At 72.1% G+C, this 20,562-nt stretch carries 16 protein-coding genes and 2 pseudogenes; 12 read left to right on the top strand and 6 right to left on the bottom strand.

Going from position 1 to position 20,562, the window contains the following annotated elements; genetic code table 11:
- Positions 1–5 precede the first annotated feature (5 nt).
- The 10 genes from ACZ4TV_RS01175 (at position 6) to menC (ending at position 11,516) form a co-directional block, all read left to right on the top strand.
- On the top strand, positions 6–947 hold the full coding sequence (locus ACZ4TV_RS01175) for a serine hydrolase (protein ID WP_468129386.1): 942 nt from the start codon (positions 6–8) through the stop codon (positions 945–947).
- Positions 944–1,858 carry a serine hydrolase gene (locus ACZ4TV_RS01170; protein WP_468129384.1) on the top strand — a complete coding sequence of 305 codons (915 nt, stop codon included), beginning with the start codon at positions 944–946 and terminating at the stop codon, positions 1,856–1,858. Before ACZ4TV_RS01175 ends, ACZ4TV_RS01170 begins: the two co-directional genes overlap by 4 nt.
- A 211-nt stretch (positions 1,859–2,069) precedes the next feature.
- Positions 2,070–3,671: an ABC transporter substrate-binding protein gene (locus ACZ4TV_RS01165; RefSeq protein WP_468129382.1), complete on the top strand. Its 1,602-nt coding sequence runs from the start codon at positions 2,070–2,072 to the stop codon at positions 3,669–3,671.
- The gene (locus ACZ4TV_RS01160; RefSeq protein WP_468129380.1) at positions 3,668–4,720 is read left to right on the top strand and encodes an ABC transporter permease; all 1,053 of its coding nucleotides are present in this window, start codon (positions 3,668–3,670) and stop codon (positions 4,718–4,720) included. Before ACZ4TV_RS01165 ends, ACZ4TV_RS01160 begins: the two co-directional genes overlap by 4 nt.
- Positions 4,720–6,537, top strand: coding sequence for a dipeptide/oligopeptide/nickel ABC transporter permease/ATP-binding protein (locus ACZ4TV_RS01155; RefSeq protein ID WP_468129378.1), 1,818 nt, complete (start codon positions 4,720–4,722; stop codon positions 6,535–6,537). Before ACZ4TV_RS01160 ends, ACZ4TV_RS01155 begins: the two co-directional genes overlap by 1 nt.
- Positions 6,534–7,226: an ABC transporter ATP-binding protein gene (locus ACZ4TV_RS01150; RefSeq protein ID WP_468129376.1), complete on the top strand. Its 693-nt coding sequence runs from the start codon at positions 6,534–6,536 to the stop codon at positions 7,224–7,226. Before ACZ4TV_RS01155 ends, ACZ4TV_RS01150 begins: the two co-directional genes overlap by 4 nt.
- A gap of 41 nt (positions 7,227–7,267) precedes the next feature.
- Positions 7,268–8,290: a dipeptidase gene (locus tag ACZ4TV_RS01145; RefSeq protein WP_468129374.1), complete on the top strand. Its 1,023-nt coding sequence runs from the start codon at positions 7,268–7,270 to the stop codon at positions 8,288–8,290.
- Positions 8,291–8,530: 240 nt separating this feature from the next.
- On the top strand, positions 8,531–9,613 hold the full coding sequence (locus ACZ4TV_RS01140; protein ID WP_468129896.1) for a M20 family metallopeptidase: 1,083 nt from the start codon (positions 8,531–8,533) through the stop codon (positions 9,611–9,613).
- Positions 9,610–10,368 carry a GNAT family N-acetyltransferase gene (locus ACZ4TV_RS01135; RefSeq protein WP_468129372.1) on the top strand — a complete coding sequence of 253 codons (759 nt, stop codon included), beginning with the start codon at positions 9,610–9,612 and terminating at the stop codon, positions 10,366–10,368. The genes ACZ4TV_RS01140 and ACZ4TV_RS01135 overlap by 4 nt, the downstream gene beginning before the upstream one ends.
- Before the next feature lie 35 nt (positions 10,369–10,403).
- Complete coding sequence (menC, locus tag ACZ4TV_RS01130) at positions 10,404–11,516, top strand: o-succinylbenzoate synthase (RefSeq protein WP_468129370.1); 1,113 nt, start codon at positions 10,404–10,406, stop codon at positions 11,514–11,516.
- Between the two features lie 387 nt (positions 11,517–11,903).
- Here the strand turns inward: menC and ACZ4TV_RS01125 are convergent.
- Positions 11,904–12,011: pseudogene (locus tag ACZ4TV_RS01125) on the bottom strand (DNA-binding protein); the annotation flags it as partial.
- A gap of 125 nt (positions 12,012–12,136) precedes the next feature.
- Here ACZ4TV_RS01125 and ACZ4TV_RS01120 point away from each other — a divergent pair.
- Positions 12,137–12,331 (top strand): annotated as a pseudogene (locus tag ACZ4TV_RS01120) (type 1 glutamine amidotransferase domain-containing protein); the annotation flags it as partial.
- A gap of 121 nt (positions 12,332–12,452) precedes the next feature.
- A complete protein-coding gene (locus ACZ4TV_RS01115) occupies positions 12,453–12,989 on the top strand; it encodes a YrhB domain-containing protein (RefSeq protein WP_468129368.1) in 537 nt (178 codons plus the stop codon).
- An 80-nt stretch (positions 12,990–13,069) separates the two neighbouring features.
- On the opposite strand, the gene ACZ4TV_RS01110 is transcribed toward ACZ4TV_RS01115, so the two are convergent.
- Genes ACZ4TV_RS01110 through ACZ4TV_RS01090 form a run of 5 tightly spaced genes read right to left on the bottom strand, consistent with a single transcriptional unit; the run spans position 13,070 to position 20,412 of the window.
- Positions 13,070–14,308 (bottom strand): type III PLP-dependent enzyme, encoded by a 1,239-nt coding sequence (locus tag ACZ4TV_RS01110; protein WP_468129366.1) that lies wholly within the window; start codon positions 14,306–14,308, stop codon positions 13,070–13,072.
- Positions 14,305–16,092, bottom strand: a complete 1,788-nt coding sequence (locus ACZ4TV_RS01105; RefSeq protein ID WP_468129364.1) for an IucA/IucC family protein — start codon at positions 16,090–16,092, stop codon at positions 14,305–14,307. Before ACZ4TV_RS01105 ends, ACZ4TV_RS01110 begins: the two co-directional genes overlap by 4 nt.
- On the bottom strand, positions 16,092–17,402 hold the full coding sequence (locus ACZ4TV_RS01100) for an MFS transporter (protein ID WP_468129362.1): 1,311 nt from the start codon (positions 17,400–17,402) through the stop codon (positions 16,092–16,094). Before ACZ4TV_RS01100 ends, ACZ4TV_RS01105 begins: the two co-directional genes overlap by 1 nt.
- A complete protein-coding gene (locus ACZ4TV_RS01095) occupies positions 17,399–19,198 on the bottom strand; it encodes an IucA/IucC family protein (protein WP_468129894.1) in 1,800 nt (599 codons plus the stop codon). The genes ACZ4TV_RS01100 and ACZ4TV_RS01095 overlap by 4 nt, the downstream gene beginning before the upstream one ends.
- 20 nt (positions 19,199–19,218) lie before the next feature.
- Positions 19,219–20,412: an ATP-grasp domain-containing protein gene (locus tag ACZ4TV_RS01090; RefSeq protein ID WP_468129360.1), complete on the bottom strand. Its 1,194-nt coding sequence runs from the start codon at positions 20,410–20,412 to the stop codon at positions 19,219–19,221.
- Positions 20,413–20,562 lie beyond the last annotated feature (150 nt).

The raw sequence follows: 20,562 nt of genomic DNA, 5'->3' as shown, positions 1-20,562 counted from the left end.
ACCCCATGGCACCACCCTCCGCCGCCGACAAGCTGACCGCAGCCCTCCAGGCGGTCTTCGACGAAGCCGGAGTCGAGGGCTTCGTCCACGCCCGCGACATCGACAGCGACGACGGCGACCGCGAGGTCGCCTTCCGTGCCGACGCCCCCGTCATCGTCGCCTCCCTCCGCAAGATCCCCATCGCGGTCGCCTACGCCCGTCAGGTGGCGGCCGGAGTCCTCGACCGGGCCGCCCGCCACACCATCACCGCCGTCAACCGCGAGGGCGGGGGCATCGGCACCGACAGCTGCCGGCACGAGGTCACCATGAGCACCCGCGACCTCGCCTTCTTCATGCTCTCCATGAGCGACAACGCGGCCACCGACAAGCTCATGGAGATCGTCGGCACGGACCGGGTACGCGCCGTGGCCGCCGAACTCGGCTGCCCCAAGCTGCCGGTCGGGCGCTACCGCGACCTGTGGGACCCGGTCTGGGAGGAACTCGGCCTCGACCCGGACGGCGACATCGACGCCCAGCTGGACCAGGTGAGCGAGGACCGGATCAGGGGCCTCGCCGTGCTGGACCCGACCCGTTCCGCCTCCAGCACACCCCGGGAGATCACCTCCCTGCTCGCGGCGATCTGGCGGGACCAGGCCGGCCCCGCCGAAGCATGCGCCGAGGTCCGTGAGCTGATGAGCCATCAGCTGTCCACCCACCGCCTCATCGCGGGCTTCGACCCCGACGTGCGCGTCGCGGCCAAGAACGGCTCCCTGTGGGGCGTCCTCAACGAAGCCGCTGTCGTCGAGTACCCCGACGGCGGTCGCTACGCCGTCGCGGTCTTCCTGCGCACCCCCGCCCTCGGTGGCCGGAGCCCGGCCGCCGACGCCGCGATCGGCCGTGCCGCACGGACCGCCGTCGACCACCTGCGCCGGACACCGGCCGCCACCACACCCGAGGAGACGACATGACCACAGCCGCGCGGACGGTTGGCGCCGACCAGGCCCACACCATGCTCTCGTACACCTTCACCCAGGCCGGTGTCGAAGGGTTCGTCCACGCCCGGGACCTCGACACGGGTGCGGAGTTCGGCCACGGCGCCGACACGCAGGTCGTGCTCGCGTCGGTCTTCAAAGTTCCCATCGCCCTTGAGTACGCCCGGCAGGCGGCGGCCGGGGAGCTCGACCCGGCCCGGCGCCACACCGTCACGTCCGCCTACCGCGCCGGCGGCAGCGGTACGGACGGCTGCGCGTACGACGTCGAGATGAGCGCCCGCGACCTGGCCTTCATGATGATGACGATCAGCGACAACGCCGCCACCGACCTGCTCCTGGACGTCGTCGGCCCCGACCGGGTCCGCGCGACGCTCGACGACCTCGGCTTCCCGGGCTTCGGGTTCTCCTCCTGCGCCGCCCTGGACGACGACATCCGCCGGGAACTCGGCCTCGCGCCGGACCGCTCCGTCGACGACCAGCTGGCAGGGATCCCCGACGAACGGCTCCTCGCCCTCGGCGCCTGCGCCCCCGGCAGCAGCCCATCGAGCACCCCCCGCGAGGTGACCGAGCTCCTCGCCGCCATCTGGCGCGACGAAGCCGGTCCGGCGGCAGCCTGTGCCGAAGTCCGCGACATCATGAGCCAGCAGGTGTGGCAGCACCGCCTGGTCTCGGGCTTCCCCGAAGCGGGTGTGCGGCTCGCCGGGAAGACGGGCACCGACTTCGCCGTACGCAACGAGGCCGGCGTGATCGAGTATCCCGACGGCAAGCGGTACGCCGTGGGTGTCTTCCTGCGTACGTCGACCGCGGCCACGCGGCAGCCCCTCGCGGACCGTGCGATCGGCCGCGCCGCCAGGGTCGTCGTCGATCATCTCCGCGCCGGAACGTGAACGAGCCACCCGTGCCGTCCGACCCTCCGTACGGACACGCCCCGCCCCGGACCGCGTCGCCCGCGGTCCGGGGCACTCGTGTCTTCGCGGCCGGCCCCCCGCTTGGGATCCCACACCCAACCAGCGCGTCCGCTTTCGTCGGCCCGACTGAATCAATTCCGGCCATCAGCCGCGACTGTGGGGCAACTCTCCCGCCCCAAGGAGTCCCCCTATGAAGCCCCCGATGCCCTCGATGAAGAGAGCCAAGGCGCTATCCGCCTGCCTCGCGGTGTCACTGCTGGCGGCCGGCTGCGGCAGCGCCGCCCAGGCCGGATCGTCCGGCGGTGACGCCTTCAGCTTCGCGATCAAGAGCGACCCCGGACTGCTCGACCCGGCACAGGTCCAGAACACCACCACGTACACCGCGCTGTCTCTTGCGTACGACACCTTGGTACACGCCGGGCCCGACGGCCGGATCGTCTCCGGACTCGCCGAGAAGTGGGACGTCAAGCCTGCCTCCGTCACCTTCACCCTGCGCCGTGGCGTCACCTGCGCCGACGGCAGCCCCGTGACCGCGAGCACCGTAGCCGCGAACGTCGCCCACATCACCGATCAGGCCACCAAGTCGCCCGCCTACGGCGTCGTGGTCCCCGAGGGCCTCACCGCCAAGGCGGACGACACCGCCGGCACCGTGACGCTCTCCACGCCGGAGCCGTTCGCCTTCACCCTGCAGAGCACCCGCTACCTGTTCATCGTCTGCGGAGCGGGCCTGAAGGACCGCGGTCTGCTCCAGAGCGGCACCTCCGGGTCGGGCCCCTTCCGGCTCACCTCCGCCGAGCCGAACCAGAGCTACGCCTTCGCCAAGCGGGACGACTACGCCTGGGGACCGGGCGGGGCGACCACCGCCGATCCCGCCATGCCCGGATCCGTCGTGCTCAAGGTCGTCGGCAGCGAGGCGACGACGGCCAACCTGCTGCTGTCCCACAAGCTGAACGGCGCTCAGCTCGCCGGCCCCGACCGCGCCCGGATCACCAACATCCCCGGCGTGACCACCACCGACCAGGCCAACGGCACGCAGGAGTTCTTCTTCCACCAGGGCAAGGGCCACCCCGGCAGCGACCCGGCTGTCCGCAAAGCCCTGCTCCAAGCCGTCGACTTCGCATCCCTCGGAGCGATCGCCACCGGCGGGACCGGCCGTGCCCCCACCGGCCTGGTCATGGAGCCGAAGCCCTGTCCCGGCGACACCGTCACCGGCCACCTGCCCGCCTTCGACCCGTACGCGGCCGGATCGGCGCTCCACGCCGCAGGGTGGCGCCGCGGCCCCGACGGCTTCCGCATGAAGGAAGGAAAGCGGCTCACCCTGCGCATGATCTACGGCACGTCGTCGGGCGAGACGATGGCCGCCGCGGCCGAATACCTGGCCGAGTCATGGAAGAGTGTCGGCGTCGACGTCCGGCTGCGGGCCGTGTCCGACGCCGCGTATGCCGAGGTGGAAGCGGTCACCCAGGACTGGGACGTGAACTGGGCGCCCCTCGGAGTCACCCTGCCCACCCAGCTGCTCGGCGCGCTGTCCGGCCCCTTCACCCCCGACGGCGGCAACTTCGCCCACCTCACCAACAAGACCTACGAGCAGCTCACCGCCGAGGCGAGCAGGCTCCCCGGAGCCGCCGGCTGCGCCCTGTGGGAGCGGTCGGAGCACGCCCTGCTCGACAGCGCGGACATCGTCCCCGTCGTCGACAAGACCGTCACCATCGCCGCCCACAACGCCACCTTCCGCATCACGTCGGGCCTCTTCGACCCGACGTCGATCCGGATGACGGGAGGACAGAAGTGACCACCCCCGCCACCCCATCCGACGTGCTCACCCCGCACGAAGCGCCCCCCGCCACGGCCGCATCGCCGCGCCGCCCCAGGCGACTGACCCCGCGCTTCTTCGCCCGGCAGCTGCTCCGCCTCGCCGGTTCCCTCGCCGTGCTCGTCGTCGCCTCGTTCGCGATGATCCACCTCATCCCCGGCGACCCGCTGCGCCAGATGCTCGGCCCGACCGCGCCGAAGGAACTCGTCGACCAGCGCAGGAGCGAACTCGGGCTCGACGAGCCGCTCGTCACCCAGTTCCTGGACTACGTGCGGCAGCTGCTCTCCGGCGATCTCGGCACCTCCTTCTTCAGCTCCCAGCCGGTGACCGACATCATCGGCCAAGGCCTCCCCAACACCCTGGCCCTCGCCCTCCTGGCGACCCTCACCGCTCTGGCCGTGGCCATACCGCTGGGACTGTGGGCCGCCGTCCGCACCCACAACGGACGCCGGCGGGGCACCGAGAACGCGTTCACCACCCTCACCGGCGCCGCCGTCGCCATCCCCGAGTACCTCTACGGTCTGGCGCTGCTGCTCGTCCTCGCCCTCGGCCTCGGACTGTTCCCGCCGGCCGGTCTCACCGGCCCCTCCTCCTTCGTGCTGCCGGTCACGGCTCTCGCCATCGCCCCGGCGGCGATGATCGCCCGACTGGCCCGCGTCGAGACCCTGCGCGAACTCGACACCGACTACATGCGCCTGGCCCACGCCAAGCGGCTGCCCGCCTGGCGGCTGTACGCCGTCCACCTGCTGCCGAACACCCTCACCGCGACCCTGACCATGGGCGGCCTGCTGCTCAGCGGTCTGATCACCGGCAGCGTCCTGGTCGAGAACGTGTTCGCCTGGCCCGGACTCGGCCTGCGCACCGTCGAGGCCATCACCCAGAAGGACTACCCCGTGGCTCAGGCCGTGATCCTCGTCTACGGCGCGCTGGTCCTCGTCGTCAACTTCCTCGTAGACGTCCTGCTCGGGATCCTCGACCCCAAGTCGACTCTGTCCACCCCGTCCGCCTCCACCCGCAGGGAGGGCTGATGCGCCGTCTGCCGATAAACCCCGCCGGCCTGCTGGGCGCCGTGATCGTCGCCCTGATGGTCCTCCTCGCGATCGTCGGACCGCCGATCTGGGAGGACGCCGCCACCCGGATGAACCCGAAGGAGATCAGCCAGGGGGCCTCCTCCTCTCACCTGCTCGGCACCGACGCCCTCGGCCGTGACCTGCTCGCCCGGACCCTGGTCGCCACCCGGCTGACCCTGGGCCTCGCCTTCCTGGCGACCGTGATCGGCACCGTCTCCGGCATCCTGCTCGGCACCCTGCCGCAGATCCTGCCCCGGCGCGCGGGCCGAGCGGTCATCGCCACGGTCGACCTGCTCGTGGCCTTCCCCGCCCTGCTGCTCGCCATGTTCACCGCCGTCGTCGCCGGCCTCGGCGCACAGGGCGCCGTCCTCGGCATCGGCATCGCCCTCGCGCCGACGTTCGCCCGGCTCACCCACACCATGACCGCGTCCGTCGCCGGATCCGACTACATCGCGGCGGCCCGCATGCTGCGCGTGCCCCGCCACCGCATCCTCACCCGCCACATCCTCCCCAACATCGCCGAACCGCTCATCCTCAACACCGCCCAGGCCATGGGCGGCGCCCTGCTCGGCCTGTCCGCGATGTCCTTCCTCGGCATGGGCGTCCAGGCGCCCTCCTACGACTGGGGCCGGCTGCTCAACGAAGCCTTCGGGCACGTCTACGTCACCCCGTCCGTCGTCGTCGCCCCCGCCCTCGCCGTCAGCCTCTCCGGCCTCGGCTTCATGCTCCTCGGCGACACCTTCGCCAAGGCCGCCGCCCACACCCGCGAAACGGTCGGCAAGCCCGTCGCCCCCGCGGTCACCCCCGCCCAGGACGACCCCGCACCGGACGCCGTCCTGGAGGTACGGGACCTCACCGTCGCCTTCCCCGGAGGCATCACCCCAGTACGGCAGCTGTCGCTGACCGTCCGCGCGGGAGAGATCGTCGGCCTCGTCGGCGAATCGGGCAGCGGCAAGAGCATGACGGCCGCCGCCATCGGCCGGATAGTGCCCTACCCCGGCCTCACCGGCAGCGCCCGCATGCGGCTCGGCGGGGTCGACCTCGACGGCCTGACCGACTCCGAGCGCCGCAAGCTGCTCGGATCGTCGCTCGCGATGGTCTTCCAGGACCCCACCTCCTCCCTCAACCCCGCCCTCCGCGTCGGCGGCCAGCTCGCGGAGGTGGCCACCCTGCACGACGGCGCCACCCGAACCGAGGCACGCGCCCGCGCCGTCGAACGGCTCGGCAGGGTCCGCATCAAGGACCCCGCCGACGTCGCCAAGCGGCACCCGCACGAACTGTCCGGCGGCATGCGCCAGCGCGCCGTCATCGCCATGGGCCTGATGAACACGCCCCGCCTGATCATCGCGGACGAACCCACCACCGCCCTCGACGTCACCGTCCAGCGCGAGGTCCTGCGGGTCCTGCGCGAGGCGGTCGATGAGACGCAGGCCGGAGCCCTGTTCATCTCCCACGACATCGCCGTCGTCAGCGAACTGTGCGACCGGATCGCCGTGATGTACGCGGGCCGCATCGTCGAGGAACTCCCCGCCGACGGCCTCCACTACGCCCGCCACCCCTACACCCGCGCCCTCGTCGGCTCCCTCCCCGACATGGACACCGACCGGTCGGGTCCCCTCACCACCATCCCCGGCCGCCAGCCCGCGCCCGCCGACGTCGGCGACGGCTGCGCCTTCACCGACCGGTGCGCCTTCGCCACCGGCCGCTGCGCCATCCGCCCCAAGCTGCTCGCCCGTACGGAAACACACTCCGTGGCCTGCTGGGAGGTCCTGTGAACATCAGCCAACTCACCGTCCGCTTCGGCTCCTTCACCGCCGTCGACCGCGTCAGCCTGGAGGTCCCCGCCGGCTCCGTCACCGGCCTCGTCGGAGAGTCCGGCTCCGGGAAGTCCACCCTCGCCCGCGCCGTGGCCGGCCTGACCCCGTACAGCGGGACCATCTCCGGGGTCGCCCGCGGCCGCGTCCAGATGGTGTTCCAGGACCCGTACTCCTCGCTCAACCCGCGCATGAGCATCGGCGACGCCATCGCCGAGGGCACCCGCGTCCCCCGCGCCCAGCGGCCGGCGGAGGCCGGGCGGCTCCTCGAACTGGTCGCCCTCCCCGCCACGTACGCGGGCAAGTACCCCCGCGAGCTCTCCGGCGGGCAGCGCCAGCGCGTCGCCATCGCCCGCGCCCTCGCGGCCGGGCCGGAGCTCCTCATCGCCGACGAGATCACCTCCGCCCTCGACGTCTCCGTCCAGGGAGCCGTACTCAACCTCCTGCGCGAACTGCGCAGCGAACTCGGCCTGACCATGCTGTTCATCTCGCACAACCTCGCCGTCGTGCGGTACGTCTGCGACGCCGTCGCCGTCATGCACCACGGCCAGCTCGTGGAGTCCGGCCCCGTCGAGGACGTGATCGGCGCGCCCCGGCACGCGTACACGCGCACTCTGCTCGAAGCGGTCCCGCGCCTCGCACGCGCCTGAGCCGCCTGCCCCGCCTGCTCCTTCCCGCTGAAAGGTTCGTCGTGTCCCACGACCTCCACCACCGTGCCGTCGTCGCCGACGCGCACAACGACCTCCTCATGGCCGTCGCCGCGCGCCCCCCGAAGCGCTGGGGTTCCTTCTTCCGCGAACGCTGGCTGCCGCAGCTGCGCGAGGGCGGCATCGACATCCAGGTCCTGCCCGTGTTCATCGACGACCAGTACCGCCCCGAGGGCGCGCTCCGGCAGACCCTCCGCATGATCGAGTGCGCCCACGTCCTCGCCGAGGCCAACGCCGACCAGGTCGCACTGTGCCTGAACGGTGCCGACATCGACGCGGCCCTCGCCGAGGACAGGATCGCCCTCGTCCTCGCCCTGGAGAGCGCCCCCGGCATCGACGCCTCCGTCGAACTCTTGCCCACCCTCTTCCGGCTGGGCGTACGGATCGCCTCCATCGCCCACTGGGGGCGCACCCCGCTCGCCGACGGCAGCCGCGAGGACGCCACCGGCAGCCGGCTGACCGCACCCGGCGTCGAGGCGCTGCGCGAGATGGAACGCCTCGGGATGCTCTTCGACATCTCCCACCTGGGCGTGAACGGCGTCGCACACGTCCTGGAACTGGCCACCCGTCCGCTCATAGCCACCCACTCGTGTGCCCGCGCCCTGCGCGACCACCACCGCAACCTCACCGACGACCAGATCCGGGGCGTCGCCGCCACCGGCGGAGTGGTGTGCGTGAACTTCGTACCCGACTTCCTCACCGACGACCAGGCGAAGGTGCACGTCGACCGGATCGTCGACCACATCGAACACGTCGTCTCCGTCGCCGGGATCGACCATGTCGGCCTCGGCTCGGACTTCGTACGCGAGGTCATGGCGGACGTCATGCCGCCCTGCTGCGAGAACCTCGATGACGAGGACCCCATGTTCGACTTCCCCGGCCTTGAGGGCCCGGCGGGCATGCCGCTGGTGACCGAGGCGCTCGTCCGCAGGGGTCTGCCGGAGGCGGACATCCTGAAGATCCTCGGCGGGAACATGCGGCAGCTCATGACCAAGCACATGGGTTGACCTGGGCTGACCTGTCCTTGGAACGGTGCCCGGCCGGTCGTACGACCCGCCGGGCACCGGCCGTTCGCGGGGAGGTTCGGTCCCCGCTACGAACCCGAGGCCGAGGTTGTCACCACGGCACCAACCGGGCCGTGCCCGCCCTGCCTAGCGTGGCGGTCATCCCAACCTGGAGGACCAACCGTGCCGGTTGACCAAGATCCCCGTCCACCGCGAGCGGACCGCGCGTTCGACCTCGACGCCATGCTCGCCGACCTCGAAGAACTCGTGACCTGCGAGTCGTACTCCGCCGACCACGCCGCCGTCGCCCGCAGCGCACGCGTGGTCGCCGACCAGGGAAGCCGGCTGCTCGGCGCCCGCCCGAAGACGCTGGTCGTCGACGGCGTCACCCACGTCCAGTGGACCTTCGGCGCCCCGCGCATCCTGCTCCTCGGGCACCACGACACCGTCTGGCCGATCGGCTCGCTCACGACCCACCCCTGGTCGGTGGAGCAGGGCATCGCCCGCGGCCCCGGCGTCTTCGACATGAAGGCCGGCTTGGTCCAGATGTTCCACGCCCTGGCCACCCTGCCCTCCCTCGACGGAGTGTGCGTCCTGATCACGGGCGACGAGGAGGTCGGCTCGGACACCTCTCGCCCCCTCATCGAGGACCTGGCACGGCAGTGCGCGGCGACCCTCGTCCTGGAGCCGTCGGCCCCCGAGGGTGCGCTCAAGACCAGTCGCAAGGGCGTGTCCCTCTACGACATCACCGTCCACGGCCGCGCCGCCCACTCCGGGCTCGAACCCGAGAAGGGCGTCAACGCGGCGACCGAACTCGCCCACCAGGTCCTCGCCCTGAGCCGGATCGCCGACACCGTGACCGTCCGGACCGGGCCGGGAACGACCGTCACCCCCACCGTGATGTCGTCGGGCACCGCGAACAACACCGTGCCCGCCCGCGCCGACCTCAGCGTGGACGTACGTGTCCCCACGGCAGCGGCCCAGGAAGCCGTCGACCAGCTCATCAGGACCCTGCAACCGCACGATCCCGAGGCGCGCCTGCGGATCGCCGGCGGCCCCAACCGCCCGCCCCTGGACCCGGACGCCTCCCACAAGCTCTTCGCCCTGGCCGACGACATCGCCCCACGACTCGGCCTCGACCCCTTGCGGCAGGCCGCCGTCGGCGGCGCCTCCGACGGCAATTACACCGCCGGAGTCGGCTGCCCCACCCTCGACGGCCTCGGCGCCGTCGGCGACGGCGCCCACGCCGACCACGAACACGTCGTCACCGCCACCATGCCGGACCGTGCCCGGCTCCTGGCCGCACTCGTCGGAGCGATGCAGTGAACGCACTCGATCTGAGGGAACTCCACACCATGGAGGACCTCGACACCGTCAGCCGCCTCTACGCCGAAATCTGGGGTACGGACGCCGACAGTTCGCCTGTCTCCGCCGAAGTCATGCGCGCCCTGTCCCACGCGGGCAACTACGTCGCCGGCGCGTACGAGCAAGGCCGCCTGGTCGGCGCGTCCGTCGCCTTCTTCGGCGACCCCATCGGCACCACCCTGCACTCCCACATCACCGGCACCGCCATGGGGCGCGGCATCGGCCTCGCCCTCAAACTGCACCAGCGCCAGTGGGCCCTCGCCCGCGGAATCAAGCGCATCACGTGGACCTACGACCCGCTGATCCGCCGCAACGCCTACTTCAACCTCGTGAAGCTCGGAGCCCGTCCGGAGGAGTACCTGACGTCCTTCTACGGGGCCATGGACGATGCCATCAACGGCGGCGACGAGTCCGACCGCGTCCTGACCGCCTGGGACCTGACCGCGCCCGCGGGACCGTACGCGTTCGAGCTCCCCGCCGACGTCGCCCACGGCGTCCGCGACCACGACGGCCACCCCGTGATCGGCCCCACCGACGCCGCCACCGTCCTCATCGACCTCCCCGACGACATCGAGTCCCTCCGCCGTACGGACCCGGGCGCCGCCCGCGACTGGCGTCTGGCCGTCCGGCACACCCTCGGCGGCCTGCTTGCCGAGGGATCCCGCGTCGCCGGATTCCACGACCGCCGCAGCTACGTCATCCACCGCACGACCTGAACACCCCTGAACACCCCACCAGGAGCCACCCGCACATGAAGACCAAGATCTCCGGCGTCGAACTGCGCCGTATCGCGATGCCGCTCGTCGCCCCGTTCCGCACCTCCTTCGGCGTCGAGACCAGCCGCGACGTCCTGCTCGTCCGCGTCGTCACCTCCGACGGAACGGAAGGCTGGGCGGAATGCGCGGCCATGTCGGAACCCCGCTACTGCTCCGAGTTCGTCGACGGGGCCCAGGACGTCCTGCGCCGCTTCCTCGTCCCGGCCCTGCCGAAGGACGGCGTGGACGCGGCCACCGTCGGCCGCGTACTGGAACCCTTCACCGGCCACCACATGGCGAAGTCGGTCCTGGAGACAGCCGTCCTCGACGCCCAACTCCGCTTGGCGGGCGAGTCCTTCGGCTCCTACCTGGGCGCGTCCCGCGACCGCGTCCCCTGCGGCGTCTCCGTCGGCATCATGGACTCGATACCCGAGCTCCTGGACGCGGTGGAGGGCTACGTGTCGGAGGGCTACGTCCGGATCAAGTTGAAGATCGAGCCCGGCTGGGACGTCGAACCCGTCCGCGCCGTCCGTGAGCGCTTCGGCGACGACCTCCTCCTCCAGGTCGACGCCAACGCCGCGTACACCCTCGTCGACGCCCAGCAGCTCGCCAAGCTGGACGACTTCGGCCTCCTGCTGATCGAACAGCCCCTCGCCAACGACGACATGGTCCAGCACGCCCAGCTCGCCAAGCTGGTGCGCACACCGATCTGCCTGGACGAGTCCATCGAGTCCGCCGCCGACGCCGCCGCTGCCATCTCCCTCGGCGCCTGCTCCATCATCAACATCAAGCCGGCCCGCGTCGGCGGCTACCTCGAAGCCCGCCGCATCCACGACATCGCCCGCGCCCACGGCATCCCCGTCTGGTGCGGCGGCATGCTGGAGACCGGCATCGGCCGCGCCGCCAACGTCGCCCTCGCCGCCCTCCCTGGCTTCACCCTCCCCGGCGACACCTCCGGGTCCCACCGCTACTTCGCCACCGACATCACGGAGCCGTTCGTCCTCGCCGACGGCCACCTCGACGTCCCTACGGGCCCGGGTCTCGGCATCGAGCCGCTCCCGGACGTCCTGAAGCAGGTCACCACGTCCACCGAGTGGATCGCACTCTAGTCCTCCGCACCGGACAGCCGACCTTCCCGAAGGCTCCCTAGGCGCGGCCGCGCCCGGGGAGCCTTCGCTGCACCTCGTCTCCTGCGACGGAACGGCCCGACTGGATTCAGCCCAGGGCACGAACGAAAGGGTCCATCGCTTCGGCACAGTGAGACCACCGCACCGCGTGACGGCAGGAGCGCTTCCACCCGCCGAGCATCCTCGACGCCACGCAGCCCGCCCGCCCTCTCGGCCTGGCTCAACAACCCATCCCGCCGCGTGGGTGGGCGGGCACCAGTGCGACCGCTTACTGGACTCTCTGCGATCCAGGTCTTTGGGGGAGGACTCATCGTCACGTTCGCCCAGCGCTGGAACCGACGTGAGACGTAGTGCTGCAAGCGGCACCCGTCAGACCTTCTCGGCGGTCACACGGAGGTGGTCGGCGGTGAGTATGGCGATGTCCTCGACGTCGGACGTCAGGATGGTGACTCGGCCTGGCTGGGCGAGGGCGGTGGCGCCTCCCGCACCAGGGCTACAGCCCGGTAGGGGAGGCGGTCCCCTTTTCGACGGGCAGAAGGTCGACCTCGTCTCTGGATTCGCACGGGATGTGACTGGCGGCCAGCAGCGCGGCCGGGGTGTTCGCCGAGGAGACCCAGACCGGCCTGGCCGCCAAGGCCGAGTGGCTGGTCCAAGACCGCCTGGTCGAGGCCGGAGCCCACTACCAGGAGGGCGAGCCGTGGGCCCCGAACGTGGTCGTCGACCGCAACCTGGTCACCGGTCAGAACCCCGCCTCCGCCGGACCTGCCGCGGCCGAAATGCTCAAGAGGCTGGCCTGAACTCGGAGGATCAGCAGCATGTGTTGACGCCGATCGCGAGCGTCCGCTGGTGTCTGCGCAGCCGTGCAGCGAGCAGGAAACGTGGTGGTCGCCAGGCGAATCCGTACGGGATGCTGGCCCAGTGATTGAGCGAGATGCCGCGGTTCGGATGGTCGAGGAAGAGCTGGAACGCGACCTCCAGCGAGAGCTGTCTGCTGGGCTGGACGCGATGCGCATGGGTGTGTCGCATGTAGAGCAGCACGAGCTGGTATGGATCGTTGACTGGACGTCTGAGGAGTATCTGCGCACCCGGAATCCGGACTTCATGCTGGTCGGAAACGGGCCGTATCTTGTCGACCGTGTCGACGGAAGCCTGCACCGGATCGGTGTCGTCTCCGCAGTGACCGGGGCATGGGAGTCGGACTATCGAGCCCGCATTCGAAGGCAGGTCACACGGACCGCAGTGGACGATCTGCACGATGAGGTCCGGGCGGTAGCAGACGCTCGCGGGAGGGTTCATGCCATGCACACCCTGCACCAAAGGGTGCCGGTGCTCTCCCACGCTCAGATCATCGAGTACGTGACCGCCTTGCAGCAGGGCGATGCTCCGGCACACCTTGTAGAAGTCGCCACTGGAGAGCTGGTGCCGCCTACCGATCCGGTGTGCCACCGGCGATGAGAGCACGGTCGCGAAGGATCGGATGGAAGGGCGCCTCGCGCATCAGATGGTGACCCTGTTGCGGGAGGCGACCCTTCTTGTTACTGACTGTCCGTCGGCTGCGGCGTGAGGAAGTGGAAGCCGGGCCGTGGGTGCATCAGGAAGTCGTGGTGGGAGATGTTCCACGCGTAGGCGCCCGCGAGGCCGAAGGCGACCCGGTCGCCGGCCCGCAGGCCGGGGGCGGGCACGTTGCGCGACAGCAGGTCCTTCGGGGTGCAGAGCTGGCCGGTGAGGGTGACGCGGTGCGCCTCGGCGGCCGGTCGGGGCCAGGGGTGGGGCCAGTCGGTCACGGGGACGATCGTGCAGGGCTGGTCGTGGCCCTTGGTCGCCGGGGTGCGCATGTGGTGCGTGCCGCCGCGGACCACGGCGAACTCCTCGCCGTGGCTGTGCTTCACGTCCAGCACCTCGGTGGCGTACCAGCCGCAGTACGCGGTCACCGCGCGCCCCGGCTCGATCCGCAGGGTGAGCTCCGGGTTCGCGTCCGCGAGCCGGCCGAGGCCCGCTCCGTACGCCGTCCAGTCGAAGCGGGTCTCCGGGGCCGCGTAGTCGACGCTCATGCCGCCGCCCACGTTGACCTCGGCGAGGCGGATCCGGTGGCGGGCGGCGAGGTCCGCGGCCCAGGCGACGACCGATTCGGCTACGGAGAGCTGCTCCGGGGCGTCGAGGCCGCTGGCCAGGTGCGCGTGCACGCCCAGCAGCTCAAGCTGCGGGTAGGTGCCGTCGGTGAGCAGGCGGACGGCCGTGTCGGCCTCGGCCGGGTCGAAGCCGAAGGGAGTGGGGCGGCCTCCCATGGCCAGCGAGCTGCCTTCGAGGGAGGCGGCGGCCAGCGGGAGGTTGAAGCGGAGCAGGACACCGGGGCGAGCGGGGCGGCCGTCCGACGCGGGGGCGGTGCGCTCGGCGAGAGCGGCCAGCATGTGGAGCTCGTGCAGGCTCTCGACGTGGAAGCGCTCCACGCCCAGTTCGAGTGCGGTCGTGAGCTCGGCGGGGGTCTTGCCGGGGCCGCTGAAGGCCAGCGGGCGGCCCGGCACCGCCTTGGCCACGTGGGCGAGTTCGCCGCCGGAGGAGACCTCGTAGCCGTCGACGTACGGGCCGAGGGCGGCCAGGATCTCCGCCTCCGGGTTGGCCTTGGCCGCGTAGTACAGCTCGACCCGCTCCGGCAGAGCGGCCCGTATGGCCGCGGCGTGCTCGCGCAGCGCCGTCAAGTCATACAGGTAGGCCGGCAGTTCGGTGCCGTCGAGGGTGGCGAGGAGGTCGCGCACCGCGGGCGTGGGCGTGGTCATCGGGCGCTCCGGATGTCGTCGTCGGCGTCGTTTCGCAGTGCCTGGGACAGCACGTCCTCGGCGAGCGGGGAGGCGAGCCGGACGTAGCCGGCGTCGCGGTCGGCCTTGCGCTCCCAGCGGGTGAGCAGGTTCGCCTTGGCGGGCAGGGGCACTCCGGCGAGCAGGGCGGCCAGCCGCGGCGGGCAGTCGCCCAGGTCGGCGTACGCCTGGAGGGTGGCGCGGACCTGGGCCCACAGGGCGGCCTCGGACTGCGGGTGCAGGTCGGCGAGTGCGGCGAGCATCTCGGCGATGTGGTTGACCAGCAGGCAGTACACGACCCGGTCCCAGCCGCGCTGGGCGTCGTACGTCATCGGGCCCGCGACCTCGGCCGGCAGGGACGCGAGCAGCTCCGCATGCTGCTCGGGGACCAGCTTGGTGCCCTCCAGGTCACGGAAGAGGACCTGGGCCGGCATGCCTTCCTCGTCGACGCAGACGACGACGTTCTGCAGGTGCGGTTCGAGTACGAGTCCGTGGTCGAAGTACGCGGCCATGACCGGCGGGACGAGCAGCTTGAGGTACGCCGCCCACCAGTCGAGCGCGGACTGCTCGGAGGTGTCGGCGAGCAGGCGGGAGATGTGCCCGGGGCCGGTGGGGTACTCGTCGGCGACGGCTGCGGCGAGCAGCGGGGTGGTGCCGGGCATGAGCCGGGTGAGCAGCCCCTCGCGGACGATCACGCCGAAGCCTTCGAGGAGGGAGCGGTCCGGGGTGCCGTCGGGGCCGGGCAGGGCGATGCTGCGGTAGGCGGGCTCGCGCAGCATGGCGGTGCCGGGGAAGCGCGTCTCCAGGTCGGCGAGGACCGGGGCCAGCAGGCGGGTCAGGGCGACCGCGCCGGAGAGCTCGTAACTCGCGTTCTTGCGCAGGCAGTTGGTGATGCGGATGTTGAGGCTGAACTTCAGGAAGCTGGCTCCGTCGTACAGCGTGCGCACCGAGGCGGTCGCGGCGAAGGGCTTGCCGGCGGGGCCCAGGTCCAGGACGTCGCCGCGGTCGAACGCCGCGCGCAGCTCGGGGTGTTCGCGCAGCATCTCGTACTGCCACGGGTGCGCGGGCAGCAGCCGGTAGCCCTCGGGCACATCGGCGCGCAGCCGGTCCAGGGGCTGCGCGGCACCTTCGGCGGCGGTCTCCTGGGCGATCAGGTGCTCGCGGACGGCGAGGTGGCGCAGCTGGAAGGAGGCGCCGGTCTCGGGGGCGTACGCGAGCCAGGAGGCGGTGTCGCCGGTGCGGGCCTTGGGGGTGGGGTGGAAGCGGTGGCCGAAGAGGAGGGACTGCTCGGACTCCAGGTAGGCGGCGAGCCCGTCGCCGTCCCCGAACACGGTGTCCGTGGCGGGCCGCTCGGCGCGTACGGCGAGCGCGGCCGACACGGCCTGGTGGCTGGAGGCGATCTGCTCCAGGAACTCCTCGTTGCGTACGTCCGTCCGCAGGGTCAGCTCGTCCTGGACGTACTCGGCGAGGCGGCGCCAGTCCACCTCGGCCCAGCCGTCCGCCCGACGCTCCCGCACCGGCCCGGTGAACCGGTGCGCGCCCAGCAGCGACGTACGGCGCAGGGCGGCGCGCAGCAGCACCCCGCGGCGGGGCAGCCACAGCATCAGGTGGCCGTCCGCGACCGCGGTCTGGTGTTCCGGCCCGGACAGCTCGCGCAGCAGGCAGTTCAGGAGGGTGTGGGCGACCGCCTCGTCGGCGGTGGGGAGCCCGGCCGGAGCGGCGGAGCGGGCGACTGCGGCGGTACCGATTGCATCGGTCAGGGACATCAACGGCTCCAGCGGGTGCGGAGAGAGCGGGGGGAGCGGAGGTTCAGGTCCGGCACGGCGGTCGCGCAGACCGTGATCAGCGCCACGGCGGTGCCGGTCAGCACGGGCGCGGACGGCCCGCACAGGCTGTTGCCGAGGGCGGCTGCCAGGCCGGCGACGACCGCGCCGGCCTTGGAGAAGAATTCGATCGAGCCGAACAGCCCGCCGGGAGCGCGGCCCTTGGCACAGTCGGAGGCCATCACGGAGAGGCAGACGAGGCCGAGGGTGAGGCCCGCGCCCAGCAGCAGGCGGACGGCGACGAGGGTGGCGAGCGAGTGGGCCAGCCCGTGCCCGGCCAGCCCGAGGGCTATGCAGGAGAAGCCGAGCGCCACACCGAGGCGGGGGCGCCGGTGGAAGGCCGAGTGCACCCACATCGCGGCGGCGAGGTAGCACAGGTGGGGCAGGGCGAACAGAACGCCGGAGACCACCGGGGAAGTACCGGGGATCCGCTCCTCGATGAGGGAGATCAGGTACGGGAAGGAGATGACGGTGGAGAAGACGAAGGCGAACTCCAGGGCGTACAAGCCGCGCAGGGAGGTGATGCGCTCGGTGCGGGCGCCTTCGTCCTGCTTCCCGGTCGCCGGGGCGTCGGCAGCCGGAGCGTCGGCCGCCGGATCCTCGTTTTCCGCCGGCTCGCGGGGCTCCGCCGGCACGCCGCGGGATTCCGGCAGCGCGGCGATCAGCAGCGCGGCCGTCAGCGGAAGGACGGCGAGCAGGGCGTACTGGCGGTGCGGGGACAGCCAGGGCGAGAGGCTGCCCACCACGATGGGGGCGAAGACCAGCGCGGCCCGGGCGGCGCCCTGCATCAGGGTGAGGGCTCGGGACAGGTCCGGGCCCCGGAGCGCGGCGCCCAGGTAGCCGTTGGAGGCGGCGAAGGTACCGCCGAGGACGCCCTGGAGTACCAGGGCCACGGTGAAGGCGGCGATCGAGTCGGCCCAGCCGGCCAGCAGGAAGGACAGCGCAAGCCCCAACTGGGCGCGCAGGAGCAGTCGTTTGCGGCCGAACCGGTCCGCGAGCCGCCCCCACAGGGGGGCGCCGACGGCCGCGAAGACCGTGGGGACGATGTAGAGCACGCCCGCCCAGCTGGCGTCGCGGTCGCCGAGCTCCGGGAGGATCTCGGTGAGGAAGGGCGGCAGGCCGAGCGCCGCGAAGGAGGCCACGAAGTAGCATCCGGCGACGGCGTGGACCTGTCTGCGGCCGAGGGCCGGGCGCGGCTCGGGCGCCGTCCCGGCGGCCGCCTCGCGCCGGTCCGGGGGAGTGGTGGTGCTCACCGCGAAGCCTCCGCCCGCAGCAGGTAGTTGGGGCCGGTGGTGTAGTGCTTGTTGATGTCCGCGGCGCCCGAGCGCTCCTTGCTGAGCAGGGTTCCGGCGCTCACCATCGCCTTGACGGGCAGCTGCGCGGCGTCCAGGACGTGGTCGCGCAGCGTGGCGCCGGCCTCGCCCGGTCCGGTGCCGAGCCGTTCGACGGCCTCGGCGAGCCGGTCGCGTACGAGGTCCAGCAGGGCGCCCGCCCCGGCGCGGCCGTGCCGGGCCAGCCCGAAGGCGTACGAGCCGGCGCACAGGTGCAGGGTGATCGTGCTGAACAGGTCGGTGAGCGGGCGGTCGTCCTCGCAGAAGGCGCGGGGGTCGTCGAAGCCGAGCGGGGCGTCGGCGCCGAGCGTCGCGCGTACGCGGGCCGGGTGGACGCGCGGGCCGTCGTCGTCCTTGAACAGCAGCCGGACGCGGGTGTCGCCGGCCGGACCGCGGTCGAGGACGAGGGAGACGTTCTGCTGGTGCGACTCCAGGGCGACGCCGTAGCCGAACAGGGTCGTCTGCCAGTCGAAGAGCAGCCGCAGGTAGGCGTCGAGCAGGGCGATCGGGTCGCCGCCGTAGAAGCGGTCGGCGAGGTGGTCGATCAGCAGCCGGCCGCCGGGGGCTTCGGCGAGCAGCGCGGCGAGCGGGGTGACGACGGCGTTCTCGAGACCGGCCGGGTAGCGGCGGCAGAGCGCGGCGAGGAGCTCGTGCCCCGCGTGGGCGTAGACGGTCTCGTCGGCGTGCAGGATCACGCCCTGGAACCGCGGTTCCCGTGCGACGACGGCTTCTATCAGTCGCTGGCCCGCGACCCCGTCGGCGAGGAAGCCGGGCCGGATGATCCTGCGGTTGCGCAGCCCCAGGGTGGCGGTGGCCATCGGGACCTTGAGGTGCAGGGTGGGGTCTTCGGTGACGGCGACCGTACGCATCGACAGCGTCGGGATCACGTCGAGGTACGGGCGCTCGGCGAGCACGGCACGGTCGGCCAGGCCCGCCGCGCTCAGGGCCTCGCGCAGCGGCGCGCCGACGGTGAGCGGATGGACGGGAAGGGCGAGGTGGCTGCCGTCGAGCTCGGGCAGGCCGAGCGCGGCCGGGGTGGGCCAGGAGGCGGGCAGCGCGGCCGGGCCGCCGGCCACGGTGAGGTCCTGCTGCGGCACGGCGATCCAGCGCAGCGCGAAGTGCGGGTGGAACTCGGGCGCGTAGGCCCGCAGCTGGTCCTCGTCGAGGCCGGAGCGGCCGCGCGCGGTGGGGTACACCGGGTGGTCGAGGCGCGCGGCGAGGGTGTCGTACGCGAGCCCGCCCGCGAGGCCGGTCCAGTCGGCGGGGTCGGGGCCGCGTCGGGAAGCAAGGCCGGCGGCGACTTCGTCCCGGGTCTCGGCGTGCAGCCGCATCGTGGCGAGGGTCTGGCGGCATTCCTCGGCGAAGGCGTCGAAGCCGCCGCGGTCGACGGGGTCGGCGAGCGCGCTCAGGGCGTCGAGTACCTCGTCGTGGGTGGTGAGCTCGCGGCCGTCGGACTCCCGGGCGAGCAGCGGCAGCCGGGCCGCGTACACGCTCTGGTAGCCGTCCTGCGCGACCGGCAGGAGCAGGGCGTCACCGTCCTCGGCGGGTAGCCGCAGCCAGCGGCCGTCGGCGCGGTCGACGGGGGTGGTGCGGGTGCGCAGGCCGACGACGTCCTCCCGCAGGAGCGCACCGAGGACGCGGAGCAGCAGCTCCGATTCGGTGGAGTCGGCGTGCGTGGCGGCGTGCGCGGCGGCGAGCGTGGCGGCGTGCGTGACGATGGCGGCCGAGGCGGTCGTGGTCACGGGGTTATCTCCCAGCGCTGGGCCGCGAGGTAGTCGGCGGCGACCCGCTCGACGGTCTTCTGGTCCTGGCCGACCGCGCGCAGCACTCCGACGTAGTCGCGGTTGGTGTGGTACAGCTCGTGCCGCTCCCCCACCGCGCGCAGCGGTCGGTACGTCAGCTCCACGCCGTCCACGGTGAGGTCGGCGGCCTCGGGCGCGGCCGTGAGCGTGCCGGCGCCCTGGGCGCAGGGGTAGTCGACGACGGCGGCGCCGTCCGTGCGCGCGCCCAGGTCGGCGGGCAGCGGCTGCCCCAGGTGGGTGCGCAGGACGTGCTCGAAGAGCGGGATGTCCAGCAGCCGTGTCAGGAGCAGGTCCATCTGGTCGCCGATGGCCCGGTAGTTGACCTCGATGATGCGGGCGCGGCCGTCGTGCACGACGAATTCGGTGTGGCAGACGCCGAATCCGACGCCGAGCGCGTCGAGCTGGGCGAGGACCTGCTCCACCACCTCTTCGGGGTGCTGGGGGAGGTAGACCAACTGCTCCTCGATGAAGTACGGCGGTGCGGACAGCCGGGTGTGGAAGCCGCTCAGTACGTGGCGGACGTGTCCGTCGCCGAGCGTCTCCAGGGTGTAGAGCTCGCCGGTCAGGTACTCCTCGACCACCAGGGCCGCCTGCGGCCGACGGGTCTGGATCTCCTTGCAGCGCAGGACGAGTTCCTCGGGCCCCTCGACCAGCACCACGTCCTCGCTGGCCACGCCTTCCCGGGGCTTGACCACGCACGGGTACGGCACGTCCAGGGCGGTGAGGCCGGCCGGGTCCTGACCGGCGGGCAGCTCCGTCGACCACACCGCGTCGAGTCCGCTCGCGGCGAGGTGGCGGCGCATCTCCGCCTTGTCCTTGACGCGCAGCGCCGTCCGCCAGTCCTTGGCCGGGAGGCCGAAGTAGTCGGCCGCCAGGGCCGCCTGGGTCTGGAGGTGATCGCTGTTGGTGAACACCGCGTCGGGCGCGTGGTGGGTGGATATCCGGGTGATGACCGCGCGGAAGTCGCGTACGTCGCACTCCAGGACCTCGACGTCCGGCGCGACCGACCGGCGGTGCGCGTCGGGCTGGTCGGTGAGGACGGTGACCTCGAGGCCGAGCCGGGCTGCGGCGGGGAGGAACCCCTCGGTGACCGAATCCGTGGGGTTGAGTGCGAGCAGGTACAACCGCATGGGCTTGAGCCCCTTCCGAAAACTGAGCAGTGGAGGGTGGGCGGATGACTGTTTTCCGGCACGCCTCAGAGCCGACGGAATGCGTATCCGCCGGCGAAGGTCAGCTTAGGTTAGCCAACCCTTAGTCTCAACTCGGGGTCCAGGTGCGAG

Source organism: Streptomyces sp. NPDC028910, from assembly GCF_055564955.1.
The sequence above is the reverse complement of the archived record's forward strand: the minus strand, read 5'-3'. Positions and strand labels throughout refer to the sequence as shown.